General features: G+C 69.3%; 10 protein-coding genes. 9 read left to right on the forward strand and 1 reads right to left on the reverse strand.

Annotated elements, in window-relative coordinates:
• Positions 1 to 22 precede the first annotated feature (22 nt).
• From lpxD to tilS, 8 genes are all read left to right on the forward strand, one after another.
• Positions 23 to 1,063, forward strand: coding sequence for a UDP-3-O-(3-hydroxymyristoyl)glucosamine N-acyltransferase (gene lpxD, locus ACOMD9_RS02760; protein ID WP_421412028.1), 1,041 nt, complete (start codon positions 23 to 25; stop codon positions 1,061 to 1,063).
• Between the two features lie 135 nt (positions 1,064 to 1,198).
• Entirely contained in the window at positions 1,199 to 1,642 is a 444-nt protein-coding gene (gene fabZ / locus ACOMD9_RS02765) for a 3-hydroxyacyl-ACP dehydratase FabZ (protein WP_421412029.1), read from the forward strand.
• Positions 1,639 to 2,406 carry an acyl-ACP--UDP-N-acetylglucosamine O-acyltransferase gene (gene lpxA, locus ACOMD9_RS02770; protein ID WP_421412030.1) on the forward strand — a complete coding sequence of 256 codons (768 nt, stop codon included), beginning with the start codon at positions 1,639 to 1,641 and terminating at the stop codon, positions 2,404 to 2,406. The genes fabZ and lpxA overlap by 4 nt, the downstream gene beginning before the upstream one ends.
• A gap of 2 nt (positions 2,407 to 2,408) precedes the next feature.
• Positions 2,409 to 3,626 carry a lipid-A-disaccharide synthase gene (gene lpxB, locus ACOMD9_RS02775; protein WP_421412031.1) on the forward strand — a complete coding sequence of 406 codons (1,218 nt, stop codon included), beginning with the start codon at positions 2,409 to 2,411 and terminating at the stop codon, positions 3,624 to 3,626.
• Positions 3,623 to 4,234, forward strand: coding sequence for a ribonuclease HII (rnhB, locus tag ACOMD9_RS02780; protein WP_421412032.1), 612 nt, complete (start codon positions 3,623 to 3,625; stop codon positions 4,232 to 4,234). Before lpxB ends, rnhB begins: the two co-directional genes overlap by 4 nt.
• 198 nt (positions 4,235 to 4,432) lie before the next feature.
• Entirely contained in the window at positions 4,433 to 7,933 is a 3,501-nt protein-coding gene (gene dnaE, locus ACOMD9_RS02785; protein WP_421412033.1) for a DNA polymerase III subunit alpha, read from the forward strand.
• A gap of 358 nt (positions 7,934 to 8,291) precedes the next feature.
• A complete protein-coding gene (accA, locus tag ACOMD9_RS02790; protein WP_421412034.1) occupies positions 8,292 to 9,245 on the forward strand; it encodes an acetyl-CoA carboxylase carboxyl transferase subunit alpha in 954 nt (317 codons plus the stop codon).
• A gap of 222 nt (positions 9,246 to 9,467) precedes the next feature.
• The gene (gene tilS, locus ACOMD9_RS02795; protein WP_421412035.1) at positions 9,468 to 10,760 is read left to right on the forward strand and encodes a tRNA lysidine(34) synthetase TilS; all 1,293 of its coding nucleotides are present in this window, start codon (positions 9,468 to 9,470) and stop codon (positions 10,758 to 10,760) included.
• Positions 10,761 to 10,763: 3 nt separating this feature from the next.
• Here tilS and ppx read toward each other — a convergent pair whose 3' ends face one another.
• The gene (gene ppx, locus ACOMD9_RS02800; protein WP_421412036.1) at positions 10,764 to 12,302 is read right to left on the reverse strand and encodes an exopolyphosphatase; all 1,539 of its coding nucleotides are present in this window, start codon (positions 12,300 to 12,302) and stop codon (positions 10,764 to 10,766) included.
• Between the two features lie 456 nt (positions 12,303 to 12,758).
• On the opposite strand from ppx, the gene rho reads away from it, so the two are divergent.
• Positions 12,759 to 14,018 carry a transcription termination factor Rho gene (gene rho, locus ACOMD9_RS02805; RefSeq protein ID WP_102627000.1) on the forward strand — a complete coding sequence of 420 codons (1,260 nt, stop codon included), beginning with the start codon at positions 12,759 to 12,761 and terminating at the stop codon, positions 14,016 to 14,018.
• Positions 14,019 to 14,178 lie beyond the last annotated feature (160 nt).

The raw sequence follows: 14,178 nt of genomic DNA on the forward strand, positions 1-14,178 counted from the left end.
ATCCAACCGGCTCAGGTCCCCCATGACGCATCCAGATGCCCCGACCTTCACCCTTGGCGAGCTTGCCGAGCGACTCGACGCCCGACTGGTCGGCGATGCCGGCCGCCGGGTGAACGGTCTGGCCACCCTCAGGGATGCCGGTCCCGACCAGGTCGCCTTCCTGGCCAACCGTGCCTATCTCAAGGACCTGCCGGGCACCCGCGCCGCCGCGGTGCTGCTCGCGCCGGAGCAGGGCGAGGAGTGCCCGGTGGACCGGCTCGAGCTGGCCAATCCCTACCTGGCCTATGCGGCGCTGTCGCGGCTGTTCGACCCCCTGGCCAGTCGCGAACCGGGCGGCATCCACCCCTCGGCGGTGGTGGCGGAGAGTGCCCGGATCGGCGAGGGTGTCGAGGTCGGCCCGCAGGCGGTGATCGAGGCGGGCGTCACCCTCGGGGACGACGTGGTGGTCGGCCCCGGCAGCGTGGTCGGCGCCGACTCCTGCATCGGCAAGGGGTCGCGCCTGCATGCCAACGTCACCGTCTGCCACGGCGTGGTGATCGGCGAGCGGGCCATCCTGCACGGCGGCTGCGTGATCGGCGGTGACGGCTTCGGCTTCGCCCATGACGGCGCCCGCTGGCACAAGATCGCGCAACTGGGCGGCGTGGTGCTGGGCGACGACGTCGAGGTGGGCAGCTGCTCGAGCATCGATCGCGGGGCGCTGGGCGACACCGTGATCGGCAATGACGTCAAGATCGACAGCCAGGTGCAGATCGCCCACAACGTGCAGATCGGCGACCACAGCGCCCTGGCCGGCTGTGTCGGCATCGCCGGCTCGACCCGGGTGGGGAAGCACTGCATGCTGGGCGGTGGCGTGGGGCTCTCCGGCCATCTCACCATCGCCGACGGGGTGCAGGTCACCGGCATGAGCCTGGTGACCAACTCGATCCTGGAGCCGGGGGTCTACTCGTCGGGGACGGGGGCGATGAAGAATTCGCAGTGGCGCAAGAATGCGGTGCGCTTCAAGCAACTCGACGACCTCGCCAAGCGCCTGGCCCGGCTGGAGAAGTCCGGTCGCGGCCGCTGACGCTGTTGCCAGGGAGTGCACGGCAGTTGAGAGCACTGTGCGGGGCGCTATAATCCACCGCCTGCCCGACGGCCGATGCCGCCGGCTCGTGCCCGCTCCTGATGCGGGCATTCCGTCATTTCAGAGGTCGCAACGATGGTAATGGACATCAACGAGATTCGTGAGTATCTGCCCCACCGCTATCCTTTCCTGCTGGTGGACCGGGTAACGGAAATTGCCCTGGGTGAATCCATCGTCGCCTACAAGAATGTGAGCATCAACGAGCCGTTCTTCAATGGTCACTTCCCCCACCATCCGATCATGCCCGGGGTGCTGGTGATCGAGGCCCTGGCCCAGGCCTGTGGCATCCTCGGTTTCAAGACCGTCAACAAGCTGCCCGCCGACGGCTACGTCTACTACCTGGTCGGCAGCGACAACGTGCGCTTCAAGCGTCCGGTGATGCCTGGCGACCAGCTGGTCCTGCGGGCCGACGTGGAGCGCGAGAAGCGTGGTATCTGGAAGTTTGCCTGTCGGGCCACCGTGGCCGGCGAGCTGGCCTGCGAGGCCGACATCATCTGTGCCGAGAGGAAGGTCGCTTGATTCATCCTACCGCCATCATCGATCCAGCGGCGCGACTGGCCGACGACGTCGAGGTGGGGCCCTTCACGGTGATCGGGCCCGACGTCGAGGTCGGGCCCGGCTGCCGGATCGGCCCGCACGTGGTGCTCAAGGGGCCCACCGTGCTCGGTGCACGCACCCGCATCTTCCAGTTCGCCTCGGTGGGCGAGGATTGCCAGGACAAGAAATACGCCGGTGAGCCGACCCGCCTGGTGCTGGGAGACGACAACGTCATCCGCGAGGGGGTGACGCTGCACCGTGGCACCGCCCAGGATCGCGGCGAGACCACCATCGGCTCGCGCAACCTGTTCATGGCCTATGTGCATGTGGGCCACGACTGCGTGATCGGCAGCGACTGCATCCTGGCCAACCAGGTGACCCTGGCCGGGCACGTGACCCTGGGTGACCATGCCATCCTCGGCGGGCTCTCCGCCATCCACCAGTTCTGCCATTTCGGCGCCCACGCCATGGCCGGCGGGGGCTCCATCATCACCAAGGACACCCCGGCCTACGTGATGATCAACGGCAACCCGGCCGAGGTCCACGGCCTGAACCTGGTGGGGCTCAAGCGCCGTGGCTTCTCCAGGGAGGCGATCAAGGCGCTGGGCGAGGCCTACAGGCTGGTCTACCGCCAGGGGCTGACGGTGGAGCAGGCGCTGGAGGGGATTCGCACGCGCTTCTCCCTGCCCGAGACCGAGGCCTTCGTCGCCTCCATCGAGGTGTCGACCCGCGGCATCGTGCGTTGAGCATGGCCAGGGCGTCGCTGAAGGTCTATCTGGTGGCCGGTGAGCTCTCCGGCGATATTCTCGGTGCAGGCCTGATGCGCGCCCTCAGGGCGCGACATCCGGATATCGAGTTCCGTGGCATCGGCGGCCCGGACATGATCGCCGAGGGCATCGACAGTCGCTTCCCCCTGGAGACCCTATCGGTGATGGGCCTGGTCGAGGTGCTCAAGCACCTGCCCCGGCTGATCGGGGTGCGCCGCGAGCTCAGGCGCGACGCCCTCGCCTGGCAGCCGGACATCATGGTCGGCATCGACGCTCCGGACTTCAACCTGGGGCTGGAGCGGCAACTGCGCGAGGCCGGCCTGGCCACCGCCCACTACGTCAGCCCCTCGGTGTGGGCCTGGCGCCAGGGGCGGGTCAGGGGGATCGCCCGCTCGGTGGATGCGATGCTCACCTTCCTGCCCTTCGAGGCGGCCTTCTATGCCCGCCACCGGGTGCCGGTGGCCTTCGTCGGCCACCCGCTGGCCGACGAGCTGCCCCTGGAGAACGACCGTGCCGCCGCCCGCGCCGGGCTGGGCCTGCCCGCCGAGGCCGAGGTGCTGGCACTGCTGCCCGGCTCCCGGGCCAACGAGATCCGCTTCCTGGGCGAGACCTTCCTCGCCGCCGCCGGCCGACTGTGCGCCGACCGCCCGGACCTTCGGGTACTGGTGCCGGCGGCGACACCCGGGCGCCGCGCCGAGCTCGAGACGCTGCTGGACGCGCACCCTGAACTGCAGGGACGCCTGCTCCTGCTCGACGGCCAGGCCCGCGCGGCCATGGTGGCCGCTGACGCCGTGCTTCTCGCCTCCGGCACCGCGGCGCTGGAGGCGATGCTCTGCCACCGTCCGATGCTGGTGGCCTATCGCATGGCCCCACTGACCCACGCCCTGGCGAAGCGACTGGTGAAGACCGAGTGGATCTCGCTGCCCAACCTGATCGCCAGGGAGACCCTGGTGCCGGAGCTGGTCCAGGACGCCGCCAGTCCCGCGTCCATCGCCGCACGGCTCGCCGACATCCTCGACGACGCCGAGGGTCGGGCGACCCTGGAGGCACGCTTCGCCGAGATGCACGCCGGGCTGCAGCGTGACGCCAGTCGCCGTGCGGCGGAGGCCATCGAGGCCCTGATCGAGCGACGCCCGCTGCCGGAGAGCGTGTCGCCGGCGGTGGCCGTCGAGGCCTCTCCCGGGAGGCCGAGCCGATGAGCAGGCGTGAGCTCCCGCCATTGGTGATCGACTACCCCGGGGAGCGCCTCGCCGGGGTCGACGAGGTGGGGCGTGGCCCGCTGGTCGGTGCGGTGGTCGCGGCCGCGGTGATCCTCGATCCGGCAGGCCCCATCGAGGGGCTCGCCGACTCCAAGACGCTGACTGCCAAGCGCCGCCAGGCGCTGGATGCCGAGATCCGCGAGAGGGCACTGGCCTTCGCCGTGGCCGAGGCCAGTCCCGCCGAGATCGACGCCCTCAACATCTACCACGCCACCCACCTGGCGATGCGCCGGGCCATCGACGCCCTGTCGGTTGCCCCGGAGTATCTGCTGGTGGACGGCAATCATCTGCCCGGGCATCATGTTCCCGGCCAGGCGGTGGTCAAGGGCGATGCCCGCCATCCGGCCATCGCCGCCGCCTCGATCCTGGCCAAGGTGGCCCGGGATGCCGACATGGCGGCGCTGGATGCCCGGCATCCCGACTACGGCTTCGCCCGCCACAAGGGCTACCCGACCCGCGAGCACCTGGCCGCCCTGGAGCGCCTGGGGCCGCTGCCGGAGCATCGCCGCTCCTTCGGCCCGGTCAAGCGCCAGCTGGCGCTGTTCTGATGAATGGCAGCTCCTGCAAGGGGCGCCGGGGATAGGTCGAAGAGGAGGTCTTTTGCCATGGAAGGCAAAAGTAGCGCCCAGGGAGGGGTTCACAGCGCCTCCTCGAAGACCTATCGCCGGAGCAGCCCCGGGGCAATGCCACCGTTGCGATAGCCTGGTTTCCGTGCCAACCATTCATTGCCAAGCCTCGAGCCCCTTATGACCACGCCCTTCGTACACCTTCGCGTCCATACCGAATACTCCCTGGTCGATGGCCTGGTACGCCTCAAGCCGCTGATCAAGGCGGCGGTGGCGCAGGGGTCGCCGGCACTGGCGGTCACCGACGAGGCCAACCTCTTCGGCCTGGTCAAGTACTACACGGGTGCCGAGGGGGCCGGGCTCAAGCCGATCATCGGGGCCGACCTCTGGCTGATCAATCCCTCCGACGAGGAGCATCCCTACCGGCTGACCCTGCTGGCGATGAACGACGTCGGCTATCGCAACCTCACCGAGCTGATCTCGCGAGGCTGGATGGAGGGGCAGCGCCAGGGGCGGGCACTGCTCGACCGGGCCTGGGTGCTCGCCCAGAGCGAGGGGCTGATCGCCCTTTCCGGGGGGCGCGAGGGGGAGGTCGGCCGTTACCTGCTCTCCGACCATCACGAGGAGGCCCGCGCCCTGCTCGAGGAGTGGAACGCCGCCTTCCCGGGATGCTTCTACCTGGAGCTGATCCGGGCCGGTCGGCCGCTGGAGGAGGAGTGCGTGCACCTCTCGGTGGACCTGGCCGTGGAGACCGGTACCCCGGTGGTGGCCACCAACGACGTGCGCTTCCTCGAGCGCGAGGACTTCTGGGCCCACGAGACCCGGGTCGCCATCGGCGAGGGCAAGGCGCTGGACGACAAGCGCCGCGAGCGGCGCTACAGCGAGGAGCAGTACCTCAAGAGCCCCGAGGAGATGGCCGAGCTGTTCGCCGACATCCCCGAGGCGCTCGAGAACAGCGTGATGATCGCCGCGCGCTGCAGCGTCGACGTGCGCCTGGGGGAGATCTTCCTGCCGGAGTTCGAGATCCCCGAGGGCATGACCCAGGACGAGTTCTTCCGCAAGATCTCCCACGACGGCCTCACCGAGCGCCTCGACTTCCTCTTCCCGGCGGAACAGTACCCCCGCGACGGCGCCGAGTATGCCGAGATCGATGCCCGCTACCGCCAGCGGCTGGACTTCGAGCTCGACATCATCATCCAGATGGGCTTCCCGGGCTACTTCCTGATCGTGATGGACTTCATCCAGTGGGCCAAGGACAACGACGTGCCGGTGGGGCCGGGGCGCGGTTCCGGGGCCGGTTCCCTGGTGGCCTATGCCCAGAAGATCACCGACCTCGACCCCATCGGCTACGACCTGCTCTTCGAGCGCTTCCTCAACCCGGAACGGGTCTCGATGCCCGACTTCGACGTCGACTTCTGCATGGAGAAGCGTGATCGGGTGATCGACTACGTGGCCGACCGCTACGGTCGCAATGCCGTGTCGCAGATCGTCACCTTCGGCACCATGGCGGCCAAGGCGGTGGTGCGGGACGTGGCCCGTGCCCAGGGCAAGCCCTACTCGCTGGGCGACAAGCTCTCCAAGCTGATCCCCTTCGAGGTCGGCATGACGCTGGCCAAGGCCATCGAGGCCGAACCGGCGCTCAAGGAGTTCCTCGAGGCCGACGAGGAGGCCGCCGAGATCTGGGAGATGGCCCTGAAGCTGGAGGGCATCACCCGGGGCACCGGCAAGCACGCCGGCGGGGTGGTGATCGCCCCCACCAAGCTCACCGACTTCTCGCCGCTGCTCTGCGACGAGGACGGCTCGGGGCTCGTCGTGCAGTTCGACAAGAACGACATCGAGGAGGCCGGCCTGGTCAAGTTCGACTTCCTCGGCCTGCGCACCCTGACCATCATCGACTGGGCGCTGGAGATGGTCGACAAGGTGCGCGCCGCCGCCGGCGAGGGGCCGCTGGACATCGACAGCATCCCGCTCGACGACGTCCCCACCTTCGAGATGCTCAAGCGCGCCGAGACCACGGCGGTGTTCCAGCTCGAATCCCGCGGCATGAAGGAGCTGATCAAGCGCCTGCTGCCGGACTCCCTGGAGGACATGATCGCCCTGGTCGCCCTGTTCCGCCCGGGCCCCCTGCAATCGGGGATGGTCGACGACTTCATCAACCGCAAGCACGGCCGTGCCGAACTCGCCTACCCGCACCCCGATTACCAGCACGAACTGCTCAAGCCGGTGCTGGAGCCCACCTATGGCATCATCCTCTACCAGGAGCAGGTGATGCAGATCGCCCAGGTGATGGCGGGCTACAGCCTGGGGCAGGCCGACCTGCTGCGCCGCGCCATGGGCAAGAAGAAGCCCGAGGAGATGGCCAAGCAGCGCGTCGGCTTCATGGAGGGGTGCGCCGCCAACGGCATCGATCGCGACCTGGCGGGCAACCTCTTCGACCTGGTGGAGAAATTCGCCGGCTACGGCTTCAACAAGTCCCACTCGGCGGCCTATGCGCTGGTCTCGTATCAAACGGCTTGGTTGAAAGCGCATTATCCAGGCCCCTTCATGGCGGCGGTGATGTCCACCGAGATGGACAACCTCGACAAGGTGGTGCCGCTGATCGAGGAGTGCCGCCACCTCGGCCTCACCGTGACCCCGCCGGACGTCAACGTGGGGGCCTACAAGTTCACCGTCGATGTCGAGGGACGCGTGGTCTATGGCCTGGGGGCGATCCGTGGCGTGGGGGAGGGGCCCATCGGCGCCATCGTCGAAGCCCGCGAAGCCGATGGCCCCTTCGCCGACCTGTTCGACTTCTGCCGCCGGCTCGACCCCAGGCGCATGAACAAGCGCACCCTGGAGGCGCTGATCCGTTCCGGGGCGCTGGACACCCTGGGGCCGAGCCGGGCGGTGCTGGCCGCCGCCCTGGACGATGCCCTCAAGGCCGCGGCCCAGACCCAGACCAACCAGAACCTGGGCATGATCGACATGTTTGGCGAGGCCTTCGTCGACGAGTCGGCGGGGGATGCCTACGCCGACTACCTGGCGGTGCGCGACTGGACCGACAAGGAGCGCCTGGCCGGCGAGAAGGAGACCCTGGGGCTCTACCTCACCGGGCACCCCATCGACGAGTACGAGGGTGAGCTCGAGCGCTTCGTCTCGACCCGCATCAGCGACCTCAGGCCATCCCGGGAGCCCCAGCGGGTGGCCGGCCTGGTGGTCGGCCTGCGCACCATGAAGTCCAAGCGCGGCGATACCATGGCCTTCATCACCCTGGACGACCGCACCGGGCGCATCGAGGCCTCGCTGTTCGGCGAGCTCTTCGAGGCGCTGCGCGGCCAGATCGAGGCCGACCAGGTGCTGATCGTGGAGGGGGAGGTCTCCTCCGACGACTACTCGGGCGGCCTGCGCCTGCGCGGCAAGGAGGTCACCCCCATGGTGGCGGCGCGCACCCGCTACGGCCAGGCGGTGGAGCTCTCCCTGGACGGGGCGGCCATCAATGGCCGCCTGGTCGACAGCCTGCGCGACAGCCTCTCGCCCTTTCGCGATGCCGAGGGGCTGCCGGTGCGGCTGCGCTACCGCAACACCGAGGCCGCCGGCTGGCTGGAGCTCGATGCGGCGTGGAGGGTCACGCCCAGCGACGAGCTGCTGATCGGCCTGCGCGAGGTGCAGGGGCAGGATGGGGTGCGGCTGAAATATCGGTAACTGGCTGCCGGCTGAGGACTGTCGCATGCCAGAGAGGGGCGCCGGGGGAAGGCCGAAGAGGAGGTCCTACGCCAGGGGTGAGAAGCACTGCTTCGAACGGGCTGGCCATGGATGGCCAGCACCGGTCCTGCAAGCAGAGCAGGACGCGAGAGCGAAGCAGGGCGTCGGTAGCGCCCAGGGAGGGGTTCACAGCGCCTCCTCGAAGGCCTTCCCCCGGATCAGCCCCGAGCAGGCGCCAGCAGTCGATGTGTCGCCTTGCGCCGCACGTTGAGGGTGCGATAATGCCAGCCATTTCATTTTTCGCGCCGCGCCTGGCCTCGACGGGCAGGGCGGTGAAACACGACAAGGCAACCGGCCAATGAATCCCAACTATCTCGACTTCGAACAGCCCATCGCCGAGCTCCAGGCCAAGATCGAGGAGCTCCGCCTGGTCGGTCACGACAGCCAGGTCAACTTGAGCGACGAGATCGGCCGGCTCGAGGAGAAGAGCCGCAAGCTCACCGAGTCCATCTTCAAGGACCTGACCCCCTGGCAGGTCTCCCAGCTCTCCCGCCATCCCCAGCGCCCCTACACCCTCGACTACCTGGAGCACGTCTTCACCGACTTCGACGAGCTCCACGGCGATCGCCACTTCGCCGACGATGCCGCCATCGTCGGCGGCGTGGCGCGGCTCGACGACCGCCCGGTGATGGTGATCGGCCACCAGAAGGGGCGCGACGTCAAGGAGAAGGTGCGCCGCAACTTCGGCATGCCGCGTCCCGAGGGCTACCGCAAGGCGTGCCGCCTGATGGAGATGGCCGAACGCTTTCGCATGCCGGTACTGACCTTCATCGACACCCCGGGGGCCTATCCGGGCATCGACGCCGAGGAGCGTGGCCAGAGCGAGGCGATCGCCTACAACCTGGCCGTGATGTCGCGGCTCAGGACCCCCATCGTCGCCACCGTGGTGGGCGAGGGCGGCTCCGGCGGGGCGCTCGCCATCGGGGTGTGTGACGAACTGACCATGCTGCAGTACTCCACCTACTCGGTGATCTCGCCCGAGGGCTGCGCCTCCATCCTGTGGAAGAGCGCCGAGAAGGCCTCCGACGCCGCCCAGGCCATGGGCATCACCGCCGAGCGCCTCAAGGAGCTGGGCTTCGTCGATACCCTGATCGAGGAGCCGCTGGGCGGCGCCCATCGCCACCCGGTGACGACCGCCGACCGCGTCAGGACCTCGCTGCTGGAGAGCCTGGACCGCCTCGATGCCATGGACAGCGACGCCCTGCTGGCGCGCCGGTACGAGCGCCTGATGAGCTATGGAGCGCCGGCATAAGCTTTGTATTCTCGGCGACGTGGCCCCTATGGGGTCAGACCCCGGCGGCGGTGAAGTCGCTGGTAGAGTGCGCCGAGCCAGGCATGGCGGCTTGACTGGGGTCTGACCCCATAGGGCCCGCCAGCGCCGGCGGCCACTTCGGGCGCCTTCAGGCTATTGATTCCGATACCGCGGCTTTTCGTTCCGGGCGGCCTCGGCGATTTGCCTATCAGGGTGCTTGCCATGTCCCTTCAGCTTCTTATCGACGACGCCCTGGCCCAGACCCCGCCGGGGCGGCCTGTCTGGGTGGCCCTCTCCGGCGGGCTCGACTCCTCGCTGCTGGTGACGCTGGGCGCCGAGGCCTGTCGCCGCCACCCCCGCCCGCTGCGGGCCCTCCACGTGAACCATGGCCTGCAGGCCGCCGCCGATGGCTTCGAGCTCCACTGCCGCCGGCTCTGTTCACGCCTGGGCGTGCCGCTGTTCGTCGAGCGGGTCGAGGTCGACCTCGACCGGGGCCGGGGGCTCGAAGGGGCGGCCCGGGCGGCACGCTACGCCGCCTTCGCCAGGCGCGTCCTCCCCGGCGAGACCCTGTGGCTGGGCCAGCACCGCGATGACCAGGCCGAGACCTTCCTGCTGGCCGCCCTGCGCGGCAGCGGGGTGAGGGGCCTGGCGGCGATGCCGGCGCGACGCGCCTGGCGCGACGGTTGGATCGAGCGGCCCCTGCTGGCGGCCTCCCGGGTCGAGATCGAGGCCGAGGCCGGCCGTCGTGGCCTGGGCTGGGTCGAGGATCCCTCCAACCTCGACGAGACCCTGGACCGCAACTTCCTGCGCCGTACCGTGATACCGCTGCTCGAGCGCCGCTGGCCCCACGCCGATACGGCACTGGCCGCGGCGGCCGGCCACGCCGGCGAGGCCGACGGCCTGCTCGCGGAGCTGGCCGGTGAGGACCTGGCACGGCTGGGGGGGGCGGCCGGGTGCCTGCCGCTGGATGGCCTGCTGGCACTTTCCGACGCGCGCCAGCGGCTGCTGGTTCGCCACGCCTGCGAGCGGCTGGGCCTGCCCGCCCCGCCGGCGAGGCGCCTGGAGGCGTTGCTGGCGCAGCTGGACGCTCGACAGGATGCCGAGACGCGGGTGGCCTGGGCCGGCACCGAGGCGCGGGTGTGGCGGGGCCATCTCCACCTGCTGGCGTCCCCGGCACCGCTGCCGCCCGACTGGCAGGCCGAGTGGGATGGCCGGGCGCCACTGCTCACCCCGCTGGGGGAGGTCGAGGTGTCCCTGGGCCCGGTCGAGCCGGCCGGGGCACCCCCCGCGCTGCGGCTCGCGACCAGGCGGGGGGGCGAGCGGCTGCGCCTGGCCGGGCGCGGCAGCCGGGACCTCAAGCGGCTGCTGCAGGAGGCCGGCGTGCCGCCCTGGGAGCGCGACCGGCTGCTGGTGGTGTGGCAGGGGGAGCGGGTCGTGGCGCTGCTCGACCCGCAGGAGCCGCGCTGGCTGGCCTGTGCCGAGGGCTGGCGGGCCGATCCGGCGTCGTCCCGCTGAGGGTCAGTCGGCGGTCAGCTCCAGGGGCAGGCCGGCGGCCTTCTGGTAGGCCACCTCCTGCTCGAGGTCGGTGGCCAGCAGGGTCGCCTCGTCGCCGGGGTCGAGCCGCAGGCGCAGCGTCTCGCCCCGAGCCTCGAGCCGCGGCGGGGCGGGCGGCTGCTCGGGGCGGGTGTGGTTGAGCAGCACCGCCAGGCGCAGCAGCCGCGCCAGCCGGGCGTGGGAGCGCTGCTCCGATGCGGGCAGGGCCTGCCACTCCTTGAGCGGGAACTTGCGGCGGTGGGCGCGCACCAGGAAGGCCAGCAGGCGCTGCTCCGGCCGCGAGAAGCCGGCCAGGTCGGAGTGCTCCAGCAGGTAGGCGCCGTGGCGGTGGAACTGGCTGTGGGAGATCGCCAGGCCGATCTCGTGGAGGCGGGCGCCCCAGGCCAGGAAGCGTGCCTGGTCGTCGTCCAGCCGCCAGGCCTCGCGGACCTGGTCGAACAGGGCGAGGGTCGTCTCGGCCACGTTGGTGGCCTGGCGGCCATCCACGCCATAGCAGCGCTCGAGGCTCTCCAGGCTCTTCAGGCGGGAATCCTCCGGGCTGTTGCGCCCCACCATGTCGTAGAGCACGCCCTCGCGCAGGGCGCCGTCGGCGTAGCGCATGGTATCGAGCTCGAAGGCCTCGAAGATGGCGCAGAGCACCGCGACGCCGGCGGGGAAGATCCTGGCCCGGTCGGGCTTGAGCCCCTCCAGGGCGACCCTGTCGAGTCGCTTGCACTCGATCAGCCGCTCGCGCAGCGAGGCCAGTCCCTCTCGGGTGATCACCCCCTCCGGCGCCCCGCCCGCGGCATGGATCACCGCGGCGGCGGCCTTGATGGTGCCGCTGGAGCCCACCGGATCCTCCCATCCCAGCTCCCGGTAGGGGCGACGGATATTGGCCAGCTCGGAGAGGGCGGCGAGTTCGGCGCGGCGCATGCGCTTCTCGCTGAGCTCGCCGTCACCGAAGAAGCGGTGGGTGAAGGTGACGCAACCCAGGCGCAGGCTCTCCAGCGCCAGCGGCTCGAAGCGTTCGCCGATGATGAATTCCGTGGAGCCGCCACCGATATCGACGATCAGCCGCCGGCCGTCCTCGGCCAGGGCATGGGCGGCACCCAGGTAGATCAGGCGCGCCTCCTCGCGGCCGGCGATGATCTCGATGCGCTTGCCCAGCTGCGCCTCGGCCCGCTCGATGAAGTCCTGGCTGTTGGCGGCGTCGCGCAGGGCATTGGTCCCCACGACCCGCAGGTGGCCGGGGTCGATATCGGACAGGTAGGGGGCGAAGCGCTCCAGGCAGGCCAGGGCCCGCGCCATGGTGGCCTCCTCCAGCAGGCCGTCCTCGTCCAGGCCGGCGGCCAGCTGCACTTTCTCGCCGAGCCGGGCCACCACCTGCAGGCGCCCGTCACGGTAGTTGGCCACCAGCAGGTGAAAGCTGTTGGATCCCAGGTCGATGGCGGCGAGGCGCTGCGTGGCCGGCCGGCTCTCGAGTGTCCGGGAAGGTCGGGGGAGCCTGTCCGTGGGCTGGTGCATGTGCTTGTCCTTCGGTCGTGTGGCCAAGGGTGCGGGCACCCCCGGGGCTTGTCAATTGCGGCCCTTGCCGGGCGGGGGCTTGCGTTTGCTCTCGCCCTTGACTAGTATCGAGGCGTTCGCCTGTTCCGAATGCTTCCCGACCGCTGCACGGCATTCCCCGTATCGGTCAGTTTCCAAGTCGTCAGAAAGCCCACTGCGTCAGCGTGCAACCATGGCCATGTTGCCGTAAGCCGCTGATCAGGCGAAAATGATGCTGCTCCCTCGAATCTGTCATCGCCGCGGTGACCCCACTCCGGTCACCCGCTTCCGCTCCGTACTTCCTGACGAGCCCCGCGATACGACGAGTGGATGCCTGCCAGGGCTCTGAACGCACTCACGCGGCGTATTCGTCTCGCCCCTGTCTTTCCGCATGGCGCACTGCCGCCCGGCTTCCAAGAGCAACTTCTGAACACACCGATGAATCTTACCGAACTCAAGCAAAAGCCAGTGCCGGAGCTGTTGGAGATCGCCCGCGAGATGGGCATCGACAACCTGGCGCGGTCCCGCAAGCAGGACATCATCTTCGCCATCCTCAAGAAGCACGCCAAGAGCGGCGAGGCCATCTACGGCGACGGGGTGCTGGAGATCCTCCAGGACGGCTTCGGTTTCCTGCGCAGTGCCGACAGTTCCTATCTGGCCGGGCCCGACGACATCTATGTGTCGCCCTCGCAGATCCGTCGCTTCAACCTGCGCAAGGGCGATTCCATTTCCGGCAAGATTCGTCCGCCGAAGGAAGGGGAGCGCTACTTCGCGTTGCTCAAGGTCAGCGAGATCAACTTCGACAAGCCGGAGAACGCCAAGCACAAGATCCTGTTCGAGAACCTCACCCCGCTGTTTCCCCAGGAGCGGCTGCGGATGGAGATCGGCAACGGCTCCACCGAGGATCTCACCGCACGGATCATCGACCTGACCGCCCCCATCGGCAAGGGGCAGCGTGGCCTGCTCGTCTCGCCGCCCAAGGCGGGCAAGACGCTGATGCTGCAGAACATCGCCACCTCGATCACCCGCAACAACCCCGAGTGCCACCTGATCGTGCTGCTGATCGACGAGCGCCCGGAAGAGGTCACCGAGATGTCGCGCACGGTGCGCGGCGAGGTGGTGGCCTCGACCTTCGACGAGCCGCCGGCGCGTCATGTCCAGGTCGCCGAGATGGTGATCGAGAAGGCCAAGCGGCTGGTCGAGCACAAGAAGGACGTGGTGATCCTGCTCGACTCCATCACCCGCCTGGCGCGGGCCTACAACACCGTGGTGCCGAGCTCCGGCAAGGTGCTCACCGGCGGCGTCGACGCCCACGCCCTGGAGAAGCCCAAGCGCTTCTTCGGTGCGGCGCGCAACATCGAGGAGGGCGGCAGCCTGACCATCATCGCCACGGCGCTGGTGGACACCGGGTCCAAGATGGACGAGGTGATCTTCGAGGAGTTCAAGGGGACCGGCAACATGGAGGCTCACCTGGACCGCAAGCTCGCCGAGCGTCGTGTCTACCCGGCGCTCAACATCCGCCGCTCCGGCACCCGCCGCGAGGACCTGATCGCCTCCGAGGACGAGATGCAGCGCATGTGGATCCTGCGCAAGCTGCTCAACCCCATGGACGACACCGCGGCCACCGAATTCCTGATCGACCGCCTGAAGGATACCAAGACCAACCTCGAGTTCTTCGAGGCCATGAAGCGCCGCTGACCTCGACTGCCGGGAATGCCACAGCGCGGCTGACCCGGCGACAGGCCTGCGAGGGGGCGCTGTGAACCCCTCCCTGGGCGCTACCGATGCCATCCCTGGCATAGGACCCCCTCTTCGGCCTGTCCCGGGCGCCGCTCACCACCAGTGACTCCGCAGACGT

It is taken from the genome of Halomonas terrestris (assembly GCF_049166755.1).
Classification (GTDB): Bacteria; Pseudomonadota; Gammaproteobacteria; order Pseudomonadales; family Halomonadaceae; genus Halomonas.

What these genes read in the sequence shown, in the direction of transcription:
- lpxB (WP_421412031.1), top strand. Translation starts at nt 2,409, where the DNA reads ATGGCCAGGGCGTCGCTGAAGGTCTATCTGGTGGCCGGTGAGCTCTCC.
- fabZ (WP_421412029.1), top strand. Translation starts at nt 1,199, where the DNA reads ATGGTAATGGACATCAACGAGATTCGTGAGTATCTGCCCCACCGCTAT.
- dnaE (WP_421412033.1), top strand. Translation starts at nt 4,433, where the DNA reads ATGACCACGCCCTTCGTACACCTTCGCGTCCATACCGAATACTCCCTG.
- accA (WP_421412034.1), top strand. Translation starts at nt 8,292, where the DNA reads ATGAATCCCAACTATCTCGACTTCGAACAGCCCATCGCCGAGCTCCAG.
- rho (WP_102627000.1), top strand. Translation starts at nt 12,759, where the DNA reads ATGAATCTTACCGAACTCAAGCAAAAGCCAGTGCCGGAGCTGTTGGAG.
- rnhB (WP_421412032.1), top strand. Translation starts at nt 3,623, where the DNA reads ATGAGCAGGCGTGAGCTCCCGCCATTGGTGATCGACTACCCCGGGGAG.
- tilS (WP_421412035.1), top strand. Translation starts at nt 9,468, where the DNA reads ATGTCCCTTCAGCTTCTTATCGACGACGCCCTGGCCCAGACCCCGCCG.
- ppx (WP_421412036.1), bottom strand. Translation starts at nt 12,302, where the DNA reads ATGCACCAGCCCACGGACAGGCTCCCCCGACCTTCCCGGACACTCGAG.
- lpxD (WP_421412028.1), top strand. Translation starts at nt 23, where the DNA reads ATGACGCATCCAGATGCCCCGACCTTCACCCTTGGCGAGCTTGCCGAG.